At 46.3% G+C, this 24,405-nt stretch carries 21 protein-coding genes; 3 read left to right on the top strand and 18 right to left on the bottom strand.

Going from position 1 to position 24,405, the window contains the following annotated elements; genetic code table 11:
• Window positions 1-205 precede the first annotated feature (205 nt).
• Window positions 206-2,797, top strand: coding sequence for a bifunctional aconitate hydratase 2/2-methylisocitrate dehydratase (gene acnB, locus ACZ5NB_RS09115; RefSeq protein WP_460232942.1), 2,592 nt, complete (start codon window positions 206-208; stop codon window positions 2,795-2,797).
• A 354-nt stretch (window positions 2,798-3,151) separates the two neighbouring features.
• On the top strand, window positions 3,152-3,355 hold the full coding sequence (locus tag ACZ5NB_RS09110) for a hypothetical protein (RefSeq protein WP_460232940.1): 204 nt from the start codon (window positions 3,152-3,154) through the stop codon (window positions 3,353-3,355).
• A 70-nt stretch (window positions 3,356-3,425) separates the two neighbouring features.
• On the opposite strand, the gene ACZ5NB_RS09105 is transcribed toward ACZ5NB_RS09110, so the two are convergent.
• From ACZ5NB_RS09105 to ccmA, 18 genes are all read right to left on the bottom strand, one after another.
• Entirely contained in the window at window positions 3,426-4,586 is a 1,161-nt protein-coding gene (locus tag ACZ5NB_RS09105) for a patatin-like phospholipase family protein (RefSeq protein ID WP_460232939.1), read from the bottom strand.
• A gap of 3 nt (window positions 4,587-4,589) precedes the next feature.
• Entirely contained in the window at window positions 4,590-6,203 is a 1,614-nt protein-coding gene (locus ACZ5NB_RS09100) for an AMP-binding protein (RefSeq protein WP_460232937.1), read from the bottom strand.
• Window positions 6,204-6,238: 35 nt separating this feature from the next.
• A complete protein-coding gene (locus ACZ5NB_RS09095) occupies window positions 6,239-6,472 on the bottom strand; it encodes a hypothetical protein (RefSeq protein ID WP_460232936.1) in 234 nt (77 codons plus the stop codon).
• Between the two features lie 21 nt (window positions 6,473-6,493).
• Window positions 6,494-7,336: an HAD-IIB family hydrolase gene (locus ACZ5NB_RS09090; RefSeq protein WP_460232934.1), complete on the bottom strand. Its 843-nt coding sequence runs from the start codon at window positions 7,334-7,336 to the stop codon at window positions 6,494-6,496.
• A gap of 36 nt (window positions 7,337-7,372) precedes the next feature.
• The gene (locus tag ACZ5NB_RS09085; RefSeq protein ID WP_460232932.1) at window positions 7,373-7,798 is read right to left on the bottom strand and encodes a hypothetical protein; all 426 of its coding nucleotides are present in this window, start codon (window positions 7,796-7,798) and stop codon (window positions 7,373-7,375) included.
• A gap of 52 nt (window positions 7,799-7,850) precedes the next feature.
• The gene (locus ACZ5NB_RS09080; protein WP_460232931.1) at window positions 7,851-8,459 is read right to left on the bottom strand and encodes a transglycosylase SLT domain-containing protein; all 609 of its coding nucleotides are present in this window, start codon (window positions 8,457-8,459) and stop codon (window positions 7,851-7,853) included.
• Complete coding sequence (gene ligA / locus ACZ5NB_RS09075) at window positions 8,452-10,512, bottom strand: NAD-dependent DNA ligase LigA (RefSeq protein ID WP_460232930.1); 2,061 nt, start codon at window positions 10,510-10,512, stop codon at window positions 8,452-8,454. Before ligA ends, ACZ5NB_RS09080 begins: the two co-directional genes overlap by 8 nt.
• Before the next feature lie 35 nt (window positions 10,513-10,547).
• Entirely contained in the window at window positions 10,548-11,597 is a 1,050-nt protein-coding gene (gene zipA / locus ACZ5NB_RS09070) for a cell division protein ZipA (RefSeq protein ID WP_460232929.1), read from the bottom strand.
• 15 nt (window positions 11,598-11,612) lie between these two features.
• A complete protein-coding gene (smc, locus tag ACZ5NB_RS09065) occupies window positions 11,613-15,122 on the bottom strand; it encodes a chromosome segregation protein SMC (RefSeq protein WP_460232928.1) in 3,510 nt (1,169 codons plus the stop codon).
• A 186-nt stretch (window positions 15,123-15,308) separates the two neighbouring features.
• Window positions 15,309-16,607: a c-type cytochrome biogenesis protein CcmI gene (ccmI, locus tag ACZ5NB_RS09060; protein WP_460232927.1), complete on the bottom strand. Its 1,299-nt coding sequence runs from the start codon at window positions 16,605-16,607 to the stop codon at window positions 15,309-15,311.
• Window positions 16,608-16,665: 58 nt separating this feature from the next.
• Window positions 16,666-17,079 carry a cytochrome c-type biogenesis protein gene (locus ACZ5NB_RS09055; protein ID WP_460232926.1) on the bottom strand — a complete coding sequence of 138 codons (414 nt, stop codon included), beginning with the start codon at window positions 17,077-17,079 and terminating at the stop codon, window positions 16,666-16,668.
• Between the two features lie 14 nt (window positions 17,080-17,093).
• A complete protein-coding gene (locus ACZ5NB_RS09050) occupies window positions 17,094-17,615 on the bottom strand; it encodes a DsbE family thiol:disulfide interchange protein (RefSeq protein ID WP_460232925.1) in 522 nt (173 codons plus the stop codon).
• Between the two features lie 5 nt (window positions 17,616-17,620).
• The gene (locus ACZ5NB_RS09045) at window positions 17,621-19,615 is read right to left on the bottom strand and encodes a heme lyase CcmF/NrfE family subunit (protein ID WP_460232923.1); all 1,995 of its coding nucleotides are present in this window, start codon (window positions 19,613-19,615) and stop codon (window positions 17,621-17,623) included.
• Window positions 19,605-20,069, bottom strand: coding sequence for a cytochrome c maturation protein CcmE (locus ACZ5NB_RS09040; protein WP_460232992.1), 465 nt, complete (start codon window positions 20,067-20,069; stop codon window positions 19,605-19,607). Before ACZ5NB_RS09040 ends, ACZ5NB_RS09045 begins: the two co-directional genes overlap by 11 nt.
• Before the next feature lie 50 nt (window positions 20,070-20,119).
• Window positions 20,120-20,320: a heme exporter protein CcmD gene (gene ccmD / locus ACZ5NB_RS09035; protein WP_460232922.1), complete on the bottom strand. Its 201-nt coding sequence runs from the start codon at window positions 20,318-20,320 to the stop codon at window positions 20,120-20,122.
• Between the two features lie 10 nt (window positions 20,321-20,330).
• Window positions 20,331-21,077, bottom strand: a complete 747-nt coding sequence (locus ACZ5NB_RS09030; RefSeq protein WP_460232921.1) for a heme ABC transporter permease — start codon at window positions 21,075-21,077, stop codon at window positions 20,331-20,333.
• Window positions 21,078-21,083: 6 nt separating this feature from the next.
• The gene (ccmB, locus tag ACZ5NB_RS09025) at window positions 21,084-21,791 is read right to left on the bottom strand and encodes a heme exporter protein CcmB (protein WP_460232919.1); all 708 of its coding nucleotides are present in this window, start codon (window positions 21,789-21,791) and stop codon (window positions 21,084-21,086) included.
• Window positions 21,784-22,428 (bottom strand): cytochrome c biogenesis heme-transporting ATPase CcmA, encoded by a 645-nt coding sequence (gene ccmA, locus ACZ5NB_RS09020; RefSeq protein WP_460232991.1) that lies wholly within the window; start codon window positions 22,426-22,428, stop codon window positions 21,784-21,786. The genes ccmB and ccmA overlap by 8 nt, the downstream gene beginning before the upstream one ends.
• Window positions 22,429-22,608: 180 nt before the next feature.
• Between ccmA and ACZ5NB_RS09015 the strand changes: the two genes are divergently transcribed.
• Window positions 22,609-24,405, top strand: coding sequence for a hypothetical protein (locus ACZ5NB_RS09015; RefSeq protein ID WP_460232918.1), 1,797 nt, complete (start codon window positions 22,609-22,611; stop codon window positions 24,403-24,405).

Here is a 24,405-nt window from a genome sequence, read left to right as displayed (position 1 = left end):
AACGCACTAAATACTCGCTATTAGTCAGTAGCGGCTAACTTAACACGCTACACCTGTTGTTGTAGAATACGCGCCCCGAATGAGAGATCGGTGTCACCGTTACTTTCATAAAACCCCTCCCTCTGCCATCGATGTGGGTCATCGATAGCCTCTTTCGTCGGAGATCCCGCCGAGAGAGTAACGAATTACAGAAGGAACCATTATTGTGTTAGAAGCTTATCGCAAACACGTTGCCGAGCGCGCCGCCGAAGGCGTCGTACCAAAGCCACTAAACCCAGAGCAAGTCGCTCAGCTGGTTGAGTTATTAAAAAACCCACCCGCTGGTGAAGAAGAGACGCTACTCGACCTAGTGACTAACCGAGTACCACCCGGTGTTGATGAAGCGGCTTATGTAAAAGCTGGCTTTCTAACCGCAATTGTTAAAGGCGAAGCCACTTCTCCTCTCATCGACAAGCCTAAAGCTGTTGAACTTCTCGGCAATATGCACGGTGGTTACAACATCTCCACACTTACCGAGTTGTTAGACGATGCTGACCTAGCTCCGTTAGCGACCAAAGAGTTGAAGCACACCCTACTGATGTTCGACGCGTTCCACGACGTCGACGAAAAAATGAAAGCGGGCAACGCATTCGCAAAAGAAGTGATGGAGTCATGGGCCAACGGCGAGTGGTTCACTGGCCGCAATAAAGTGCCAGAAAGCATTAAGAGCATCGTGTTTAAAGTGACTGGTGAAACAAACACCGATGACCTTTCACCCGCACCTGACGCCTGGTCGCGCCCTGACATCCCTCTACACGCCAAAGCGATGTACAAAGTACCTCGCGAAGGCATTCACAATGCAGAAGAACAAATCAACGACCTCGAAAAGTCAGGTCTTCCAGTTGCCTTTGTGGGTGACGTCGTGGGTACCGGTTCTTCGCGCAAATCAGCGACAAACTCTGTACTTTGGTACATCGGTGACGATATCCCGGGCGTACCTAACAAACGCGGTGGCGGTATCTGTATCGGCGGTAAGGTCGCCCCTATCTTCTACAACACAATGGAAGATGCTGGCGCGTTGGTTTTCGAAGCACCTGTTGAAGAGCTCAACATGGGCGACGTCATCGAAATTCGTCCCTACGATGGCAAAATCTTAAACGAAGCTGGCGATGTCATTTCTGAATTCGAATTAAAATCAGACGTTCTTCTCGATGAAGTACAAGCTGGCGGCCGCATACCTTTAATCATTGGTCGTGGCTTAACTGCAAAAGCGCGTGAAGCTTTAGGCCTACCCGCTTCTGATCTATTCCGTACACCTGAGCAACCAGCAGACTCTGGTAAAGGCTATACCCTTGCACAGAAAATGGTCGGTAAAGCGTGCGGTGTTGAAGGCGTTCGAGCAGGTACATACTGCGAGCCAATGATGACTACTGTCGGGTCACAAGATACCACTGGCCCAATGACACGCGACGAGCTAAAAGACCTCGCATGCCTCGGTTTCTCTGCAGACCTTACCATGCAATCTTTCTGTCATACCGCGGCTTATCCTAAGCCTGTTGATATCGATACTCAGCACACCCTACCTGACTTCATTATGACTCGTGGTGGTGTTTCGTTACGCCCAGGCGACGGGATCATTCACTCTTGGTTAAACCGTATGTTACTTCCAGACACTGTAGGTACTGGTGGTGATTCGCATACGCGTTTCCCAATGGGTATTTCTTTCCCTGCGGGTTCTGGCTTGGTCGCGTTCGCAGCAGCAACCGGTGTAATGCCACTAGACATGCCAGAATCAGTATTGGTTCGCTTTAAAGGTGATATGCAACCAGGTATCACTCTTCGTGACTTGGTTAATGCGATTCCTCTATACGCCATTAAGCAAGGCTTGTTGACTGTTGAGAAGAAAGGTAAGAAAAACATCTTCTCTGGCCGCATCCTTGAAGTTGAAGGATTACCAGATCTAAAAGTAGAACAAGCATTTGAAATTTCTGATGCATCCGCTGAACGTTCTGCCGCCGGCTGTACCATCAAGTTAGGCGAAGATTCTGTTAAAGAATACCTCACCTCTAACGTCACCATGTTGCGCTGGATGATCGAGCAAGGTTATGGCGATGTGCGCACACTTGAGCGTCGTGCGCGCAAAATGGAAGAGTGGTTAGCGAACCCTGTGTTGATGGAAGCTGACGCGGATGCCGAATACTGCGAAGTCATCGAAATCGACCTCAACGAAATCAAAGAGCCAATCGTTGCCTGCCCTAACGACCCTGACGATGTAAAAGTACTGTCAGAGGTAGCTGGCAACAAGATCGACGAAGTATTTATTGGTTCTTGTATGACCAACATTGGTCACTTCCGTGCAGCTGGTAAATTACTTGAATCGACCGACGATGCATTAGCGACTCGCCTGTGGATTTCTCCTCCCACAAAAATGGACGAGCACCAGTTGATGGAAGAAGGCTACTTCTCGATTTACGGCCGCAAGGGCGCTCGTACCGAGATGCCAGGATGCTCGCTGTGTATGGGTAACCAAGCGCGTGTAAATCCAGGAGCGACGGTTGTATCAACGTCTACACGCAACTTCCCTAACCGTTTGGGTGATGGTGCTAACGTTTACCTCTCATCTGCAGAGCTTGCTGCTGTAGCGGCGGTCATGGGTAAATTGCCAACCCCAGAAGAGTACTTAGCGTATGCCAACAAGATTGACAGCATGTCGTCTGAAATCTATCGCTATCTAAACTTCAACGAAATCGAAGCGTTCCAACAAGCTGCCGATGAAGGGAAGCGTATTGCGGCTGTCGAAATACGGGAAGTTAGTTAAGCCCAGCGCTAGCTTAACTTCAGACTGTTGAGAAAAACCGCAGCTTAGGCTGCGGTTTTTTTATGCGCGTGATCTCTTGAAAATCAGTTTTTCCTTACAGCCATTTTGCGCAACACCTTGCTCGAGAAATATTACCGACTATCTGCGACTACTAGCAGATAATGACTTACCAGGAGAACATGACCGTAGCAATGAGGAATGGCGATAGCGGCCTAAATTTATCCCAACATAAATCGGCCAGCCATAGAAGTATAAATTATCGATTGCATTCGAAATGCTAAAAAGAATTATAACTACGCATTTGTGTTTTCTCAGAGCTTATCGCTACGCGTCGTACTTATCCGGAGAGGAATAATGGAAATACAAGCCAATTTCCAATTCACGAAAGAGCAAATTGAAGAAATTAAAAAATTAGAAAAAAATGGATATTCTGATATCCCTTCAAGCTCGGTATTAACTACCGTTTTCGAAGAAATCGTCACTGAGATTTTATTAGCAACAAAGTTACAAACAGATACGACAACAATCGAACAACCAATATTACGCCTCGTTAGGTAAAGTGCACCGACCACTCCACTCATTGTGACAAAGGCCTACAACAACGCTACCAAACCTTACAACGTCTCGGTTAAAGTCCAAAAAAACCCTGGATCGCTTCCTTCTCCCACATCGCATCCTGGTAACCCAACTCAATAAGCTCGTCGCAAAAGGCTTTCTCAAACAGTAAGTAACTTGCAGCTGCTGAGCCGCCACCCCTTGCAGTTGCTCCCGTCGCGCCCATAAAAAAACGCATACTGCTGGGTAGATAACGCACCTTCCGGCCGGCAATTTTATCTAACTCTTTTGAAGGGGAAATGACTAACGTTTTCACCTCTTTGAGAACAGCCCCACTATCGGTCACCACATCGCCCGGAATCATAGATAGAAGCTTATTAACGCGCTCCAAGTGTTCTATATCCCCTTCCAAAGAATCAATAAATGCGCTGTTAAACATGTGGCCGAGGATCTGCGCCATGGATGGTGAGTGTTTAGGTTTGATGCGTCTTTTCGCCCAATGAGCTGGGTTGCGGTTTCCACTCACACCAATAACTAAAACGCCGGTGGCCCCCAAATGTAAAGCTGGACTTATCGGAGCGAGCTGACGCATCGCTCCATCACCAAAATATTCTCGATTAATTTTGACTGTTGGGAAAATAGTGGGGATAGCAGATGAAGCGAGCAGATGATTCACAGTCAATTTAGTTGGCTGCCCTACCCGCCGATGTCTACGCCAACTCGCTAACGACTCTTTACCCTCGAAAAAACTGACGGATTCACCTGAGGTGTAGCCCAACGCCGTAACACATACGGCATCTAGATCACCAGCATCGATACCTTTCTGGATATTCTCAAACTCTAGAATCTCCAGTAAAAGCTCTTTTAAAGGTGTATTATCAAGTAAAGACAAGGGCCGATCTTTGCCAACCCCTTGGTTAAAAAGGGATGCAAATATCCTCCCCAAGTCTTTAGTATGTTGCCACCAACCAGTCCTAAAGACTTTTTCGATTGCTATTTGTCGCCAAATCGAATCGAGATCACTGGCGGCCTCTCTAAAACTTCCAGTATGCGTGGCAAGCGCCAGTGCATTAATTGCACCAGCGGAAGTACCACAAATAATTGGGAAAGGATTATGGCAATTACTTGGAAGGATCTCATTTATCGCACTTAATACGCCGACTTGATAAGCAGCACGCGCACCACCCCCTGATAAAATAAGCGCATTTTTACTGCCAGGCCCTGCCACTTCCACTGATTACTCAGCTCCTTCCAGTGCTTTTAACTCGCGACGCAATATTTTACCGACAGCAGATTTTGGCAAACTATCAGTAAACACCACAGTCTTGGGCACTTTGTACCCTGCCATGTTTTCTTTGCAATATTCGCGAACGGCTTGGGTTGTCAATTGAGGATTACTACTAACGACATACGCTTTTACAGCTTCGCCACTTTTATCATCGGGTACTGCGATCACACCAGCTTCAACGATATCAGGATGCTCGCACAACACATCCTCTACTTCATTCGGATAAACATTAAAACCTGATACTAGAATCATGTCTTTTTTACGGTCAACGATTCGAACGTATCCATCCTCAGCAATGGTTGCCATGTCACCAGTTTTAAACCAACCTTCTGCATCTAGCACTTTCTCAGTTGCTTCAGGGCGCTGCCAATAACCTTTCATCACTTGAGGGCCACGAATGCATAACTCGCCAACTTCACCGGTGCCGAGGGTTTGCCCTTCTTCGTCTATTACCTTTAGCTCGGTATCTTTTACGGGTAAACCAACTGAACCAAGCTGAATAGCCTCAGGAGGGTTCGCACAAGCAACGGGTGATGTTTCCGTTAAACCATACCCTTCCATTACCGTGACGCCCGTAACTTCTTTCCACCGACGCCCAGTGTCCGTCGCTAGGGCCATGCCACCAGAAGAAGTAATATTGAGGGCTGAGAAATCCAGGCCTTTAAACTCCTCATTATCCAACAGCGCATTAAACAACGTGTTTAAACCAACAAAGCCGTATACTTTTTCGGTTTTAAGCGCTTTTACAAAAGCGTTTATATCACGTGGATTAGGGATTAATAAATTATGATTACCGTTGGAAAAGACGGACATCGCATGCAATGTAAATGCATAAATATGGTAAAGAGGCAAAGGCGCTACGTAAGTATCGACACCTGGTTTGATTAACCCACTTTGACGCTCAAGCAACTGGTCTTTATTTGCAACCAAGTTGGCATGAGTAAGCATCGCTCCTTTTGCTACACCCGTGGTTCCGCCAGTGTACTGCAGCACCGCGATGTCTTCTGGGCTACGCTCTACGCGCTGAAATGAAGAGCTAGGTGTTTTTAAGGTATCGAGAAAAGATGTAAATTTCTTAAAGCTAAAAAGCGGGACTTCTTTCAAAACGTATTTCAGAGCAAAATTCATTGCCATGCGCTTCAAGAGTGGGTGAAGGTCGGCAACCTCTGTCACTACGATATGCTCTATTCCAGTTTCTTCGACAACTTCTGCTAAGGTGTGGGCGACGTTCGCTAGCACCAATATACCTTTCGCTCCAGAGTCATTGAGCTGGTGCTTAAGTTCTCTTGGGGTATATAGCGGATTGACGTTAACGATCACCAGGCCAGCTCGAATCGCACCGAAAAGAGCGACTGGGTACTGCAAGATATTAGGTAACTGGATTGCAAACCTGTCACCTGGTTTCAAGTTTGTTTGCGTTTGAATCCAAGCTGCAAAACGTTTAGATGCCTCATCGACTTCCCCATAGGTAAGTGATTTACCTAAACATGTAAATGCACGATTATGTTTATAATCTTTGACGCTCCTTTCGATAACGTCGAGCGTAGTTTTATCATCAGACATTCAAATTCCAACCTCGTAGTTTTTATACTATAGCGTTAACTATTATTATTCTTTTTTGATTCAATTCTGGCGAGCACCCAACGCACAAACATCGCGAATAGCGCGGCAAGCGCAATCAGTACAACAACCAAAATAACAACAGCCATCAGCTGAATAAGTACCGTATCGACTGAAAAGTTAAAGCTCTTGATGGATAGTACAATGAATCCGATACCCGCAATGGCAGCGATGGAAATTATTGTTAAGCGAGACAACCGATTCGATTTCATATATTTGTTTAATTGAATACCTTATTCAAATAAAGACTGTATTGCATTGGCCACACCATCATCGCCAGCTCGGCCCGTCACATAATTTGCCACTTCTTTAACCTCTAGCGGAGCGTCACCCATTGCAATGCCCAACCCTGCTTTCTTAATAAAAGCAAAGTCAGATTGAGCATCACCAAATGCCATAATCTGACATGATTTTATGCCGTAATAATCGGCTATGCGCTCAATAGATATCTCCCTATTCACTTCTCCGCTTAGGACACTAGCAAACTCCCAGCGTGGGTGAGAGGCCATTTTTGCATAGGCAAAATTGAACTCCGGGTGCAACGTTTCTATAGCCTTAAGTCTAGAACTGGCAGACTTTCCCTCTACGTCTTCGGCACCGATAAGTATCTTCATCACCGGTTGGTCTGCTATGACCGACTCGATAAACGGGCTAACTTTGGGTTTTACCCTAAGTATTTCGCTGTGAGCGCGCGCGACTTCTGAGTCAGAATCGACCCAATATTGATTCTCAGTATAAACCTCAAGATACAATTTATCAGCCTTGACTGACTGGACTATGGAAGAAAGTTCGTTATTTAACGGGTGATGTACCAGACAATACCCCGAACTGGGCTCAAAAAGCATCGCGCCAGCGTAGAATGAGCCCATTGAGGTAAGGCCCAGTGCTTTCTGGAGGTGATGTGTACCGAAAGGTGGACGGCCACTGGCAATAGCCGTACTGACTCCCCTCGACTGGAGGACGCTAATGGCATTCTTGGTTCTTGGCGAAAACTGCCCATCGGGGCCAATTATGGTGCCATCAACGTCAAAGAGCGCGAGACGAATGTTTTGCGCTTTTTCGCGAAGTTGATTCATTGCTAACACGCCGGAGCCTCTGATTATGACAGAACGCTAAAAACCTACTGCGTTTTCTTGGCTCCATTCGCAGTGAACGTGCATATCCGGATCACCGGGGGTGTGGGAATCTTTCAAACTTTGCCAAGTGAATGTGTGCGTACCACTAAGCTCTGTTTCTAAATGGACTGTTGCAGATACCCAGTACATGTTTTTCAGTAGCTCCTCGAATTTCTTTATCCACAACTCCCACTCGTACTCAACCGCTTTATAGGAAGCGCCAAAGTGCATGACTTCGGTTTGATACTGACCGTAATGGCCTTCGACTTGAGGAATGGAAAACATCTCCTGACTTAAAAACGGCCACTCATCCGCATGAGGAAGGCTTAGCATTGCATCACGGTTTACACGGCGGCGTTCCGGCTCGTTATGATAATAACCTGCATCTTTGATGCAGCCATAAACGATTGATTCTTGGTCCATACTAATCCCCAGAGAAAGGCACAAGTCCTAAATCACTATTCACACATAATAACTAAAATGGCCACCAACCATCGCTGTCGAGATCTTTACGGCAAGAGGCTAACTGCGCACCATACTGTTGAGATCGACGCTGCACTTTACTCGCTACGTTTAGCAGCCACTGTTTATTCTTATAGGTTCCTCGAGAAAAACCACCATGTCCTTCGTGATAAGCGAGATACAAACTATAAGCGTCCGTTTTAGATAGCCCTAACTTTCTATGGCTTTGTACATTGTACCAAGCAATAAAATCCATGGCGTCTGAAAAATCGTCGCGATCTCCCCACCCGTTGTCTGCATCTTTTTGATACCACTCCCAGGTTTCATCTTTTGCTTGAGGGTAACCATAAGCACTACTTTTTCGTGGCCCCGGAAAAATCCAAAGAAATTTCGTTCGAGGTGGCTTTGCGTCCGCAACAAAACGAGACTCCTGATATATAAATGCCATCGATACTGGTATTGGCACACCCCATTTTTTTTCCGACTTCACCGCATGCTTATACCAATGATCATGCTCGTAAAATATTTCGCATAAATTATTTTGATTTTTTGGTGGCAAGGTAGTACAGCCGACAACGATGAATAGAAACACCACCATCAACCCGACCGTGAACTTATTCATCAAAGACAAACTCTTCGGGGGCCTCGAGTAAGCGCAGAAACGCGCCCTCATCAATTACCTTAATACCTAGAGATTCTGCCTTCGTTAATTTGGATCCAGCACCTGGCCCAGCAACAACAATACTGGTCTTTTTAGATACACTACCAGACACTTTGGCACCAAGGGATTGTAGTCTTTCTTTCGCTTCGTCGCGCGACATAGATTCTAACGTACCCGTCACCACAAACGTTTTATCATCAAAGGGTAAACCATCAACCGCCACCTCAACATCCGACCATGTCACACCTTGATCTATCAACGCTGCGACAGCTTCTCGACTATCTTGCTGCTCAAAAAATTCTTCAACAAAATGTGCAACGACAGGCCCAATATCCTTAACCGCCTGCAACTCGTCACTGTTCGCTGTCATCAGTTTATCCAGGCTACCAAAAGCAGCCGCGAGGTTGCGCGCTGTAGTTTCGCCAACTTCACGAATGCCAAGGGAGTACAAAAACCGAGCTAGGGTTGTCGCTTTGCTGCGATCGATTGCAGCAATTAAATTCTCTGCTGACTTTTTCCCCATCCGTTCAAGGCCAGCCACCTGCTCTGTCGTCAGCTTATAAATATCTGCTACAGAATGAACCAAACCTTGATCGACAAGCTGCTCAACTAACTTATCTCCTAGACCATCAATATCCATCGCTTTCCGTGACGCGAAATGGCGAATGGCTTCTTTTCGCTGAGCTTCGCAAACTAAGCCGCCAGTACAGCGAGCGACGGCTTCACCAGGAACTGTTTCAACTGGTGATTCGCATACCGGACACAGGCTAGGAAACACGATAGCTTTTGTTGTGTTAGGACGCTTCGACATAACAACAGCCGCAACTTGCGGTATAACGTCACCTGCTCGCCGAACAATTACGGTATCGCCAATGCGCACATCCAAACGTTTAATTTCATCTTGATTATGTAACGTTGCATTCGATACCGTAACGCCACCAACGAACACCGGTTCCAATCGAGCGACGGGTGTTATTGCTCCGGTTCGCCCTACTTGAAACTCTACATTCAACAAAGTGGTCATTTCCTCTTGTGCGGGAAATTTTCGCGCAATTGCCCATCGTGGCGCTCTCGCAACAAAACCTAGTGTTCGCTGCTGCTCCAACTGATTAACTTTATAGACGATACCATCGATATCAAATGGTAGGCTGGCTCGAAGCGATTCCATGTTCTTGTAGTAGGTTATGCACTGTTGAATATTTTCAACAACAGCCATTTGATCGCTAATTCTAAAACCCCAACCCTTTAAATCTCTGAGTGTGTCCGCGTGCGTGCCAGGTAGATCTCCGCCCTCCACCCTACCGACGCTATAGGCACACATTTCTAAACGGCGGCTTGCCGTTATTGATGAATCAAGCTGACGTAAACTCCCCGCTGCGGCGTTTCGAGGATTAACAAATGTTTTTTGCCCGGTACTTCGTGCTTTTTCATTTAAAGCGTTAAAGCTTTCTTTTGGCATGTACACTTCGCCCCGCACTTCAAGTAATCGAGGGTAACCCTTACCACGGAGTTTTAAGGGTATTGAGCCTACTGTTTTTATATTTTGCGTTATATCTTCGCCAGTCTCGCCATCGCCCCGTGTCGCACCTTGGGTTAATACACCATCGACATATAACAAGCTAATAGCGATACCGTCGAGCTTTGGTTCACAGGCGTATTCAATATCACCAGCAAATTTTAAGCGGTCGCAGACACGCTTGTTGAAGTGTACTAGTTCTTCATCTGAAAAGGCGTTATCGAGCGATAACATCGGAAGCTCGTGCTTCACCTGTGAAAATGCGGCCAGCGGTTCTGAACCGACCCGTTGGGTTGGGCTATCAGGTGTTAGAAGTTTGGGGTATTCCCTTTCTATCGACTGAAGCTCACGCATTAGCCTGTCGTATTCAGCATCGGGAATATCAGGGTCGTCTAGAACGTAGTATCGGTAGTTGTGCTCATCAATTGTTTCGCGCAAAGCATCAGCTCGTTGCGCGATGTCTTTGGGAAAATCAGCGGAAGAAGAGTTCGCAGTCAACGATAACCTCAAACGATAGTGTCGTACAACAAATGTTATGCCGGTGCTTTGGATAGCTGTTTACGTTCGAATTCTTTGATTCGACTTCGGTAGTGCTCAATAGTCTGCGAGGTCATTACACTTCGGTTTTCATCTTTCAGCTCACCCCCGAGCTCTGTCGATAACGCCTGCGCAGTATTTAACATTGCCTCAAAGGCTTTTTTACTATCACCTTCGTTTGGCAGTGTCATAAATAAACTCACGCCCGGCGTTCTAAAGGTGTGCATCTCGTTTAAATCAAAAACACCCGGCTTTACGATATTTGCCATACTGTAATAGATTTTTCCTTCACCGCTAGCGGACTCGTGGTGGTGAAAGATATTCATAGAACCAAACCGCATTCCATTGGCTAAAACCACTGAAAGCAGGTCATCGCCATTAAAAAACTGGTCATTTTTTGACATGACATTGAGCACTAAAACATCCTCTGGCTCTGGCAAAGGGTCACTATCCTCTTGAGCAAATAAATCTTCTTGCTCGTCGTTTACCGTGGATCGAGGCCGAGAAGATGACTTTGGCGGCGCTGTTTTTTCCGTTGTTTTAGGTTTTACCTTTTTCTCTTCTTGCGCTGGTTCATCATCATCACTCAGCGCCGGTTCAACGATATCAACATCACTTAATTCATCATCGACGGCACTAAAAGAGGGCTCGATGCGAACATCTTCAGTGTGAGGAGCCTGATTATCTTCTGGCTCGTGCTCTTGCGCTACTGAGTCCATCAGCATTGGCACATGCTCATCAAGATTTAAAGAAACTTGCTCGGGGATTCGGTAGGGTCGCCCTGTGCGACTTACCTTTTCTTGACGTTCAGATTTGACACGATGATTTGTTTCCTGCGCGTCGTCAGGTTTTCGTACAGTGACCACACGCGCGCCACCATTAGGCAACTCACTGCCATAACTATCGAGATCATCTTTGCTGGTGCCTTGATGCATACTCAACGACATTTTGATTGCAGATCGCCGACTATTACGCATGCGACGCAAGCCGTCTAACACCACTGTGACGATTAACAAAACAATAATGACTGTTAACCATTCGCGCATCGTCTAGAATCCTTACTAAACAGCTGCCAACTGAGCAGCTTCGTCGATATCGACTGTTACCATACGAGAAACACCTGGTTCATGCATGGTAACCCCCATGAGTTGGTGAGCAATTTCCATCGCAATTTTATTATGCGAAATATAAATAAACTGTACGTTCTTCGACATTTCTTCAACCAACGCCGCATAACGGCCGACGTTTAAGTCATCTAGCGGCGCATCAACCTCATCGAGCATACAGAATGGTGCTGGGTTCAAGCGGAAAATAGAGAAAACTAACGCAATAGCCGTTAACGCTTTTTCACCACCGGAAAGCAAATGAATAGTACTGTTTCGTTTGCCTGGAGGACGCGCCATAATCGCGATGCCAGTATCCAATAAGTCGTCGCCGGTTAGCTCTAAATAGGCGCTACCACCACCGAATACCTTTGGAAATAGCTCTTGTAAACCTGAATTCACCTGTTCAAATGTTTCCTTGAAGCGGTTACGTGTTTCGTTATCGATTTTACGTATTGCCTCTTCAAGCGTCGCGAGCGCATCCTGTAGATCTTCATTTTGTGTATCTAGGTAGGTTTTACGTTCTAACTCCACCTTGTACTCGTCAATTGCAGCTAGGTTAATAGCACCTAAACGCGAAATCCGCGTCGCAATCTTTTCTAATTCTTCAACGATAAAGGGTAAAGTGATATCGTCAGACAACTTAGACAGCACTTCGTCGTAGGATAAGTCTTCTTGCTTTAATTTCTCATCAGCATTTTCACGCTGCACTCGGAATGTTTGGGCTTCAATACGGGCTTTTTCCAGCTGTTCCCGCAAATTTTGCAATTGCTGTTCAACTTGATGTCTGCCTTGTTCGACTGCGCGGAGCTCATGTTCGACTTCTTCCATCGCACGCCGAGCATCATTTAATTCGCTTTCAACATCCACACGTTTATCGAGCAACTCGGCCAATTCTTCTTTGTTTAGAGCTAAGGGCTCTTGCAATTCTTCCAATGAAATTTGTAACGTTTCACGTCGTTCGGTTAAACGTGTCGATTGCTGCTCTAAACGTTCGATACCTTGCTTGATAGACTCAAGCTGTGTGTGAATCGATTGCGAGCGCATCGCTAGTTCGTGTGCTTTATCCTTATCGTGACGTGCCTTCTGCCGAGCTTGATCTAACGTAGACCTAAATTGATCTCGCTGACTCATTAGGCGCTCTCGCTCGCCGTTGTTTTTCTCCATCTCTTCAATCGCTTCAGAAAGGATGGCGCGAGCCTGACTTAGATTTCGCCCTTCGGACTCCATCTGCTCCCTAGCTTCCTGAATATCTTGTACCAGACGGCGATGACGGTTAAGAGATTCTTCGATACGGACCTTCTTGCCCGAATAGTCTGAGCGAAGTTCGCCTAACTGACTACCACCGACGTCAATTGCTTCGCGCAATTCACCTTGTTCAAGTTCAGACGCACGCAAACTCTCGCGAATCGAATCGCTCTTCTCTTCCAGTATTGCAAGTCCATCTTCAGATTCGGCAATAGTTGCTTGGAGCTCTTCAATTGCTTGTTTGCGTTCTAAAATACCTTGTTCTGCATCCTTACTTTTCGCAACACGCAACCAGTTTGAACCAAACCACAAACCTTCGCGGGTGATAACTGACTCGTTAGCACTTAATCCTTGCCGAAGCGCTATCGCGTCGGCTATAGATTCAGCAATATAAATTCCAGCTAGAAAACCCGACAGATCCCATTGACTAGAAATTTGATCCGATAAGCGCGCGCTCTTTTCAAAGCTACCGCTCACAGTCTGGTTTCCGCTTTCAACGAAAGCAACAGAGCCTTTTTCTAAACTACTACTCAATTCGGCAAAGGGGTCAACACCGTCGACGCATACTGCCTGCAACGTGTCTCCAAGAACGGTTTCAACCGCAACATCCCAACCATTGTTAACGGAAATGCCTTCAGCGAGGCGCGGCTTATTTGCGACACCCTGCTGCTCCAACCAATTGGAAACGGTTTTATCCGATTGCCCTAATGCCGCTTGCTGTAACGTCTCAAGTGAGGTCAACTTACCTTGCAAACGCTGTAAATCGCCACGTTTCGCGTTCGCCGCTTTTTGAGTTTCTTGGGATTCACTCCGTAACTGTTCAATTTTATCGGCAATACCTGATAATTTTTCGCGCTTTTCCTCAAGCTGCAATTCAAATTCTTCTATTTTCGCTTCTAAGGCTTCTAAATCTGTATCAGTTTCGTCAAGAGATATATCGGACTTCTCTGCTTCGAACTTTTCAATCCGCTCCATTAATCGTACTTGGACTTGTTCGATGTGCTGGATTCGCGACTGCTGCACTTCAGCATTTTGTTGCGGTAACGCGGCTTGCTGGTTAAAGCTATCCCACTCTTGTTGCCACTGCTGCATTGAATCTTCTGCTTCTAACAAGAGCTCTGTTGACGATTCTTCGGCCTCTTTAATTAACTCTAACTCGGGCTCGATTTCTAAAAGTTCAGCCTGCCAGGCTTCGGCTTTTTGCTTATCTGATGTTAAATTTTCACTCGCTTCTAAAGCATCACGGCCCGCTTGCTCGATATCTCTTTGCAGTTGCTGTGAGCGCTCTTCTGCGTTTTGGATGCTCTGTTCGATACGCGCAATATCAGCACCCGCTGCGTAGTAGCGGCCCTGCACTTCATTGAATGTATCGTTGAGCTCCGTGTGATTAGTTCGAAGCTTTTCAATATTGGTGTCTTTACCCACTTGATCAGTGACCATAGCCTCGATCTTCAACTCGAGTTCGGTAACTAAATCTTTTGTCGTTTTGGAATGGTCTTCGAGCTGTCTAATCTCCAGAGCCAGTTTTTGAGCTTTAAGCCAACGCTCCTCTTCTTTGTATTCAGTATATTTTTCAGCCGCTTTCGACTGACGTTCTAATCGAGCGATCTGGCGTTCAAGTTCTTCACGGATGTCCGTGAGTCGCTCTAAGTTTTCTAACGTACGATGGATACGGTTCTCTGTATCTCTGCGTCGCTCTTTGTATTTTGAAATACCCGCAGCTTCTTCGATGGTTGTACGCAATTCTTCCGGTTTGGCATCAATCAATTTACTGATCATGCCCTGCTCGATAATTGCGTAGCTACGAGGACCAAGCCCAGTACCTAGGAACAAATCCGTAATATCTTTACGACGACATTTGTTACCGTTTAAGTAGTAGGTATTTTGACTATCACGGGTTACTTTGCGTTTGACGGAAATCTCAGTGAACGTCGCAAACTCTCCAACTACCTTGCCTTCGCTGTTGTCGAAAACAAGTTCGATAGAGGCCTGACCGACAGGCTTCCGCCCACCGGAGCCATTGAAGATAACATCGGTCATATTTTCGCCACGAAGGTTCTTGGCGGACGACTCCCCCATAACCCAGCGCACTGCATCAATAATATTGGACTTCCCGCATCCGTTAGGACCGACAATCGCGCAGAGGTTGCTCGGAAAGGACACATTTGTTGGATCGACGAATGATTTAAAACCCGCCAACTTAATCGATTTTAACCGCATAAACTAGATTCACTTTAATCTTTAACTGCTTGATTTTTTTGATTTTTATTGGGATATCAACAAGCGCTTCCATTGCTCGTATTGGTGCGAGATATCGCTTCACGATAAGCGGAATAGGCTGCCCCCTAAAGGGCTGAGATTTTACACTTTTGTAACACCTTTAGCACGGCTAAAGGTGCTTTTAAGCTAAGGAATTTGTTGGTTAATAATCAGCTCAACTTTCTGGTTAGGAGCTGTTTTGACGGGGCCTACGGTGGCTTGCCAATCACCCGATTGTGCCTGGGCGCTGCCTTGTAGCGACACTCTGGCGACGACCTCCAACTCTTCAAACTGCTTGATTGTCATCTGTGGAGCCATCGCCATCGCTTCGGTTAGCTCGACTTCAGTAGGAAGGTCTTTCACTTGTAAACGCGCCATCGCAAGAGGCATTTTCGCTCCCCGCCAGGCCCTTGCATAGACAAAAACGGTGGTATTTGGATCAAGGCTACCTAAAGCGTCGCCTGCAAAAGACACCTTAACAGCCACGCTAGGGGCTGATGAGCCCTCCCCTTCACCAACAACAGCCTCATTAGAAGCGACCTCAACACCGGTCTTTGCTAGCTCTGATTTCGCTCGAGCGATGGATTGCTGCCATGTCGCGTAACTGGGGTCATTAGGCGGAAGCATTTTGAGTACCGCCTGCCAGTAACTAATTGCGTTCTGGAAATCGCCTGCCTGAAAGGCATCGAAGCCAGCTAGGCCGGGGATTTGGGTGTTAGTCGGATCTAACTCTATCGCTCTATCGAACAGAATTTTTACTTCCCTAGAAAACTTTCTACCCGACCCCAAAAATACGACTTGCGCTAATTCGGTTAACACTTGGGGCGAATCCGGTTTTTCGTTCAATATGGCTTGATAAGCTTCTATGGAACGCGATAGCTCACCAACTTCATAGGCGTTACGCGCCAATACAATCCAATTATTGAGGTTATCAGGGCGTGCATCAGCACGTGCCGATAGCTTTTCATAAAGTTCAAACGCAAGTGGTGAAGGCTCAGTGCGTTGCGCTGTGGTTGATTGCTGGCTATCGAGCAGTGCTTTTTGCTGCAGAAGTTGATGGATTTCCCAATCCGGCGCAGCACCATAGTACCAATAGAGACCAGCGGCCAACAACGGGACGCATATAGCCATTACCACAATACCTACATAAGGACGGCTTGGCGTGTAGCGTTTAGTGACGCTGCTGATATCGTTATCTTGTTCCAATTGTTTGGTTGCTTCATTGACCAACCGATCAGCCTGATCATTGTCAAGCTCTCCGGTTTTACGCTGCGCTTCAATGTCTTTAACGCGCTCTCGATATAGCGCCTCATTAAACGCAAGCTGCTCTGCGATCCCCTGCTCCGCATCACTGTCTGCGTTTTTTTGACGAAAAATAAGCGGCCAAAGAATTACGATAAGCGCTACAGCTAACAGGGCTATAAACCAAAGACTATATTCGAACATTCAAACTTCCAGGTACATCGAGCCGTACGCATGGGCCCCAATGTAATTATTGATTTAATTACTCTTCAGTGGATTGTGCTGACATCTTTCGAAAAAGGATCCACCCAAACACACCAAGTCCAATCAAGATTAAAGCGAGCGGTCCTAGCCACAACAACAGCGTATTACTCTGGAATTGTGGCCGGTATAAAACAAAATCACCGTAACGCGTTACCATAAAATCCAGAATCTCATCGTCCGTTTTACCATCAATGATTAGGCGATGTAGTTCTCGCTTGAGATCTTGCGATATCTGGGAATCAGATCCTGCCAAATTTTGACTTTGACATTTGGGGCATCTTAATTCGTAAGTAAACCGATGAAAGCGTTCACGCTCCGCTTCATTGCTAAAATCGTAGACTTCCTTAGCCAGCCCGGATTGACTGCCAACAAACACAACAACAATTAGGACCGCCTGAAATATGGCTTTCATCTGAATTCAATTCCTTACGGATTAATCAGCGGGATAAAGTCACGTTGCCACACTTTTTCGGTGAGCACGCCAGCGAAACGGTGCAGGACCTGCCCTTCGCTATTAATTAAAAAAGTTTCAGGATAACCATAGACGCCTAAATCCAAGCCAAGCCTTCCCTCCGGATCAAAAGCGCTAAATTTATAGGGGTCACCGCGTTCTTTAAGCCATTGCTGTGCAAGCTCTAATTCATCCTTAGCGTTGACGCCGAATATCGGAAACCCATTATTCGCCAACTTAACCAGAAAAGGATGCTCTTGCCGACAAGGGCCACACCAAGTCGCCCAAATATTAATGAGCGCAAAGCCGTGCCCCTTTAACTGCTCCTGATCAACGATACGAGTCGTATCCTGTACCGTAGACAATGAAAAGTTAGGCACTGGCCGGCCTACCAGCGCAGACGGCATTTTATGTGGATCGATACCGAGCCCTAAAGTAAACAAAATCGCCAACAACACAAAAATGATAAGAGGTATAAACAGCTTTAATCGCTTCATCACAGCTACCCGATTGCACCTTGAACAGTGTTTGTCGACGACGTTTTGACTGAACCTGCTACACGGGAACGATAACGTTTATCCCACAACGCCATAAAACCACCACCAGCGATCAACAACATACTAATCCAAAGCACGCCAATAAAAGGTTTCACATAGACTGTGATAATCCACCCACCGGCTGATTTTGGCTCGGCCGCTTCACCCAAAGAGACATATAAATCACGCCATAAATTTCCTTCAATGGCCGCTTCGGTTGTGACCATTGCGCCTGACATGTAAAAGCGCTTTTGTGGATTCAAGGTAGCAACACGCTCTCCGTCGCGCACCACGTAGATGGTTCCTTCTTGAGCTGAGTAGTTATCTTTTACAAATTCACGCACACCATCGAACCCCCAGCTGTAACCGAATAACGGTTTTTCCTGACCTGGCAGTAAAATAATATTGCGTTCATCAGAGTAAATTGAGGTAAGCCCAGCTGAAAGTACCAGCAAACCCACTCCAAGGTGAGCGACTAGCATCGAATAAAACGACAAAGGTTGCTGTTTAACTCCCGCGAAAAAGCTCGGAGCGTTCCGCGTTTGTTTCAAAAGCGCCGAAAAACTCACGGCAAAAATCCATACCGTCACTGCAACTGTCAAAGCACCACCGAGATGGTATTTCTCACCATAGAAAAATGGGAAAATTCCACCGACAATTAGACTAATTAAGAGCGAAGGAGTGAGGTACTTTTTAAAAATACCGGGTGACGTTTGCTTCCATTGTGTCAACGCACTGATTGCCATCAACAACGTTAACGGGATGGTGAACAAAACCCAGAAAAAATTGAAGTACGGGGCTCCCACAGAAACCTTACCCCAATTCATGTAATCAGCCAGCATGGGATACAAAGTCCCTAATAGAACTGTTGCCATCACAACGGTTAACAACACATTATTCAACAACATAAAGGTTTCGCGCGAAGACGGTTTAAAGCGCGACAAGCTTGCCACTGTCGGCGCGCGAAGTGCGTACAACAAAAAGGAACCAGCGGCAATTATCACTATATAAGCCAACAAGTAGGCGCCGCGCTCTGGATCATTTGCGAACGCATGAACAGAATTCACGATGCCAGACCGGGTTATGAAAGTACCAAACAAGACCAAACAATACGTGGTAATCGCTAGCAGGATAGTCCAGGTTTTAAATAAACCACGTTTTTCCGTCACGGCCAACGAGTGCACCAATGCGGTTGCCGTTAACCAGGGTATTAGCACATTGTTTTCCGTTGGGTCCCAACCCCACCAGAAGCCCCAACCTAATTCGTAATAGGCCCACCAACTCCCCATCCCCATGCCAAGGGTGAGAAACGCCCAACCAACATTGGTCCAAGGCCGCGACCAACGAGCCCAAGCGCTATCCAAATGGCCCGACAACAATGCGGTGATTGCAAAAGCAAACGGTACAACCAAGCCACTGTAGCCGATGTACAACAAAGGGGGATGAATGATGAATCCAATGTCTTGTAATAGAGGGTTAAGGTCACGACCATCAGGCGGAGGTCCTGGCAAGAGTCGCAAAAAAGGATTCGATGAAAGTAATGTAAATAAAATTATACCCGCCGTTGCCAACGCCATAACAGACAATACGCGTGTACGAATAACCAGCGGTAAACTTCGCGCAAATAGACTGACAGCAAACAGCCAAATACAAAGGCAGAAAATCCACAACAACAAGCTACCTTCATGGCCGCCCCAAGTCGCTGTCAATTTGTAATGTAAAGGTAGTATTTTGTTTGAGGTATTCGCAACGTACTCTACCGTAAAGTCGTCTTGAACAAACGAATAGACGAGAGCAATAAATGATACGCTAACAAATACAATTAAACCTATCGATAGAGAATGCGCTGATCGCATTAACATAACATTGTTTGTGTACGTACCGTAAAGAGGAAATACAGCAATCAGTAAACTAAAAATTAACGCCAGTATAAGCGCGAAGTGACCTAGCTCAGGAACCATAGTCTAGGCCCTCACACGTTTTCGCATGATCAACCTGCCCTTTCATACTATCGGCAACTTCAGGCGGCATGTAGTTTTCGTCATGCTTTGCGAATACTTTTGTCGCAACAAACTCACCGTCGCCATTCAATTTACCCGTCAACACAACTGATTCACCTTCTCCGAACAAATCGGGCAAAATTGCCTCAGTAGAAACCTGCAGCTGGGCCGCACCGTCGGTCACGCGAAAAGACTTTTTCAAGCTGTTTTCATAACGGACGATAGTGCCTGGAATCACGCATCCTCCCGCTCGAATTTGCTTATCTATAGGTGCTTCACCCGCTACAATTTTCGACGGGGGATAAAACAAATCGATATTTTCTCGCAGAGAATAGGCCAACAGCCCAACCGCGATGGTCGAGAAAACAATAATAAAACATACAAAGACTAGACGTTGCTTGCGAACCGGGTGCATCGCCATGAATACACTGACCTCTTAAACTACTTTATTGAACGTTGTCGAATTTACTGCTTGTTTCGCTGCGCTATCTGCTGCTCTTGAAGCTGAATTCTTTTTTGCTGCTTAACAAACTGCTTGAACTGCCAATTCGGTCGGAAGCCGAAATACAGCATGCCAATCAATACAATTGCGTAACTAATCCAGACATACATGCCATGCCCTTCCATACTGAGCAACGCACTGAACGAATCGAATTGAAATTTCATGAGCTACCTATTATTTGTTTTCCGCGGCAATTATTTGTTTCACCCAATCAGTCCGATATTCTCGCCGGAGGATCTCGATACGAATAGCTTTAATGAGTGCCCAGGCAAAAAAACAGTAAAACCCGACCATCATGACAAACAATGGGTACAACATAGAGCCATGCATAGTTGATTCTTCGGTCAACTTTATCGTTGCAGGTTGGTGCAACGTATTCCACCAGTCCACCGACCATTTGATAATCGGAATATTGACCATTCCCACAAGTGCCAACAAAGCACTAAATCGATCGGCCATTTGCTGGTTCTGATAGGCATTTTGTAGCGCCACAACACCCATATAGAGAAAAAACAAAATCAGGGTCGATGTGGTTCGACCGTCCCACACCCAATAAGTGCCCCAGGTCGGTTTGCCCCATAAGCCCCCGGTCACAAGGGCTAAGAATGTGAATGCAGCTCCCATTGGCGCGATGCAGCGCATTGACATATCAGCTAGCTTCATTCGCCAGATAAGGCCAATTGCACCACTGATGGCCATGGCATAGTAGCCACCCATCGCCATCATTGACGTAGGCACGTGAAGGTAAAAAATCCTAAAGCTGTGGCCCTGCAAATAGTCTTTGGGCACAAATGCCATGACCCAGAAGATAGTCCCAGCGATAATCAAAAAAGCCAACCAACCTAACCAACGCACCCAAGCCTCGGTTTTTTGATAGAACCAACGAGGAGAACCTAATCGATGAAACCACTGCCAACCCATTAATCACTACCCATTTAAACTGATTCTCAATGCACTTGCCGTCACCATCGGGGCAAATGCGATAGAAAACGCCAAAAAGGCGCCCATGATAGACATCAAACTCATAAAGGGAAAGCCATCTATAGCGTAAGTAACCGCTCCGGTGCCAAGCACTAAAATTGGGATATAGAGTGGCATAATGATCAGCGAGATTAGAATCCCCCCCTTGCGTAAGGTGACTGTTAAGGCAGCGCCAATTGCACCAATGAGGCTTAAACAGGCGGTGCCAAGTAAGAGCGAGAGAAACAACGGCATATACCCCTCTGCGGGCAGCGAAAGCCACATACCCAAAAGTGGTGACAGTAGCGCCAGCGGCAATCCGGTAATCAACCAATGCAGCAACACTTTGGCGAGCACCATGAGGTACAACGGGTGTGGAGTGAGTGAGAGTTGTTCAAGCGTTCCGTCTTCATAATCTGCTCGAAAAAGACCATCAACCGATAGCAAGGTGGCCAACAACGCCATTACCCAAATGACACCAGGCGCAATAAGGGATAGCAGGCTGGATTCTGGGGATACACCCAAGGGAATCATGGCGACCGCAATGAGGAAAAACGTTAATGGGTTAAGCAATTCACCTCGGTTTCGGAAGGCGATTAACGCATCACGTTTAAATTGAGCACTCAACGCTGGCAGTAAACCCGGTGAAGCCATGGGTGAGCTGTTTTCATTCATCGCTCACACTCCAAAAATCTTGCAAGTTTAGATATTTAACGTCTTTTATATCTAGCTCCTGATGGGAGGTCAGGATAACAATGCCGCCGCCGCTGGTGTGTTCAGTAATACGGGCTTGAAGCATGGCAACGCCGCCTACATCAATCGCGGTAAAAGGTTCATCCAAAACCCAAAGCGGCGCTGGCGTAAGAAACAAGCGCGCGAGATTAACTCGACGCTGCTGCCCTGCTGACATACTCTGACAGGGCACATCTTCGTATCCGGCGAGGCCAACCTCGGCTAATGCTTCTGGAATACTAAGTTGCGGTACACCGGCATGAAAACGAGCGTACCAATTGAGGTTTTCTTCGGCAGTTAAAGCCTTTTTGATGCCCGGTAAGTGGCCTATGTACAATAACTGACTACGAAATGCTTGGAGGCTTTCCCGGAGGTCGCGGCCGCACCACTGAATTCGCCCTAAGTAGTCCGACGATAAACCCGTGAGAATTCTAAGAAGTGTTGTTTTCCCTGCACCATTTGGACCACGAATCTGTAATACCTGGCCAGCTTCGATCTCCATAGACAACTTGGAGAAAAGAAGCCTGTCGGATCGTTCGCACGAAAGGTTCTCAATTAAAATTGAGGGCTTAACTACCAAATCGGACAAAATTCAACCCACTCCAAACAGGATATCGGCACTGCCTCCGTCGGAGGTCCGCGCCAGTGTCTATACTCAAGCTATCTATCAAAGATGGGCGATTATACCTGCTATGACCCCATTTGGTCAGTGTTAGCGACGCACAATGACTCTCAGCTTTAAAAATGGAGGGAGTACGCGGTGATTATCGACCCACGCAGCCTAATTCCCCTCCGTAGCAAAGGGACTTCTGCCCCAGACCGTTCAGCTACACAGCTCAATAATTCCACAAAACTTACCACTGCCTCAGCTGCAACTGCTGCAACTGCTGCAACTGGTGCAACTGTTACAACTAAAGCATCACCAGCGCCAAACACGCCGCTTCTAACGGCGATCAATTTCCTGCAGCAACAGCGGCAATCACTAGTTTCCGCTAGCCACATAAAAAGCCAAGCAGCCATGGCGACCTCGGTTAACGTTGTCATAAGCGAGAGTCAGCAAGTCTCACCGGAACAAGCAACGAGGTGGTTGAGCCAGTATAAAAACCTACCCACTGACGTGAAACAATTGCTCGCGCAACCACGCGCTTTTTTATTGACGCTCAAATCGGGTGAAAAGGTCATCACTAATACGTCGCTGACTCCAGGCGATGCGACACTGACACTGTCATCAAGCACGGAGAAACACAGCTTAGCTCGCGTTTTGTTAACGCACTATACTCAATCAAAAATCAGCACTGACCCAGCGCAGGGTAATACAATATCGAACAGAACTAACGCTCAATCTGCAGAGAATAGTATTGTCGCCACAAACGCGTTGCGGACACTCCTACCAAACGTAAGAAGCGATACAATACCTAAAGCATTCAATATTGCTGACAAACTCCTGCAACTACCGCAGCCGTTACAAAATAAATATCTCAGCGGCAATGAGCAACTTTTAACGAAGCATTTTCTATCACTAGCAAAAGCACCTAGTGAGCTAAGCAACCCGTTGTCAGTGAAGCAAAGCATTCGTGATTCAGGTTTATTTCTTGAAAACAGGGCGCAATTGTCGTCAGCTAACGGCGGTAGTAGCTTAAAACTGTCTTCTGCGCCTCAGACACCACAGCCCACTGTATCCAATTTATTACAGTCTATTCTCGACAAGATTCTCCCGCGCACGATGCTGGCAGATAAATTTGGCGACCACTTTACGCCAAACAAAGCAACAACCAACAGCTCACCTAGAACCAATACTGCGCAAGGCAATTTACAGCCGAATGTAAACGACCACGTTCAACAACCGATGGAAAAAATCACCTCCAAAGACCTAAAGGCTGCACTATTAGTGCTAGCCAGTGAATTAATCACCCCAAACGCAAATACAAGCAACGCAACTCTTCCAAATAAAGCCTCGCAAGAGGCCTCAGTAGAAAAATTACTGAAGCAAATTCTGTTCTCGAAAAAAAAGAACACTAGCGTAACAGCAGCGAGCATCAGTAGCACAACTGAAAAATTAAGAAACCAACTTCAACAACACGTTTCTTCGGCTATTTCAAAAATACTGTTAAACCAACTACAAACGCTTACTGGGCGATCCTCTGTAGGGAATGAAATAACCGCGTCATCTCCAATTAATCTGCAACTTGAAATCCCTATTCGCTATCAAGAACAGTTCTTCACTCTTCAACTTTTTATCGAAGACGAATGGATAGAGACAGATGAAAAGGAAAACAACGAAACAGAAAAGAAGAGACTATGGAGCGTCATGTTGTGCTTTGATTTGCCTAATGAGCAATCTTTTTACGCGCAAATTCGATGCGTAGAAAGCCAGGTAAACATTAAATTTTGGACACGACACACTGCACTACTAAAGACGGCGAAAGAGAAGCTAGTTTCTTTAAAATCACAACTACAAGAGCAAGGTGTACAGGTCAATGAAGTACACTGCATTGCAGGCACCCCGCCAATCAAAGAAAACAAAATCGATTATTCATTAATCGATATAAAAACCTAA

The organism is Aurantivibrio plasticivorans (genome assembly GCF_055392955.1).
Note: the sequence above shows the minus strand (reverse complement) of the source record. Positions and strands in the feature narration are given on the sequence as shown.

Excerpts from the sequence above, each read along its gene's own strand:
- ACZ5NB_RS09110 (WP_460232940.1), top strand. The coding sequence starts at position 3,152 with ATGGAAATACAAGCCAATTTCCAATTCACGAAAGAGCAAATTGAAGAA.
- ACZ5NB_RS09100 (WP_460232937.1), bottom strand. The coding sequence starts at position 6,203 with ATGTCTGATGATAAAACTACGCTCGACGTTATCGAAAGGAGCGTCAAA.
- ACZ5NB_RS09095 (WP_460232936.1), bottom strand. The coding sequence starts at position 6,472 with ATGAAATCGAATCGGTTGTCTCGCTTAACAATAATTTCCATCGCTGCC.
- ACZ5NB_RS09090 (WP_460232934.1), bottom strand. The coding sequence starts at position 7,336 with ATGAATCAACTTCGCGAAAAAGCGCAAAACATTCGTCTCGCGCTCTTT.
- ACZ5NB_RS09085 (WP_460232932.1), bottom strand. The coding sequence starts at position 7,798 with ATGGACCAAGAATCAATCGTTTATGGCTGCATCAAAGATGCAGGTTAT.
- ACZ5NB_RS09080 (WP_460232931.1), bottom strand. The coding sequence starts at position 8,459 with ATGAATAAGTTCACGGTCGGGTTGATGGTGGTGTTTCTATTCATCGTT.
- zipA (WP_460232929.1), bottom strand. The coding sequence starts at position 11,597 with ATGCGCGAATGGTTAACAGTCATTATTGTTTTGTTAATCGTCACAGTG.
- smc (WP_460232928.1), bottom strand. The coding sequence starts at position 15,122 with ATGCGGTTAAAATCGATTAAGTTGGCGGGTTTTAAATCATTCGTCGAT.
- ccmI (WP_460232927.1), bottom strand. The coding sequence starts at position 16,607 with ATGTTCGAATATAGTCTTTGGTTTATAGCCCTGTTAGCTGTAGCGCTT.
- ACZ5NB_RS09055 (WP_460232926.1), bottom strand. The coding sequence starts at position 17,079 with ATGAAAGCCATATTTCAGGCGGTCCTAATTGTTGTTGTGTTTGTTGGC.
- ACZ5NB_RS09050 (WP_460232925.1), bottom strand. The coding sequence starts at position 17,615 with ATGAAGCGATTAAAGCTGTTTATACCTCTTATCATTTTTGTGTTGTTG.
- ACZ5NB_RS09045 (WP_460232923.1), bottom strand. The coding sequence starts at position 19,615 with ATGGTTCCTGAGCTAGGTCACTTCGCGCTTATACTGGCGTTAATTTTT.
- ACZ5NB_RS09040 (WP_460232992.1), bottom strand. The coding sequence starts at position 20,069 with ATGCACCCGGTTCGCAAGCAACGTCTAGTCTTTGTATGTTTTATTATT.
- ccmD (WP_460232922.1), bottom strand. The coding sequence starts at position 20,320 with ATGAAATTTCAATTCGATTCGTTCAGTGCGTTGCTCAGTATGGAAGGG.
- ACZ5NB_RS09030 (WP_460232921.1), bottom strand. The coding sequence starts at position 21,077 with ATGGGTTGGCAGTGGTTTCATCGATTAGGTTCTCCTCGTTGGTTCTAT.
- ccmB (WP_460232919.1), bottom strand. The coding sequence starts at position 21,791 with ATGAATGAAAACAGCTCACCCATGGCTTCACCGGGTTTACTGCCAGCG.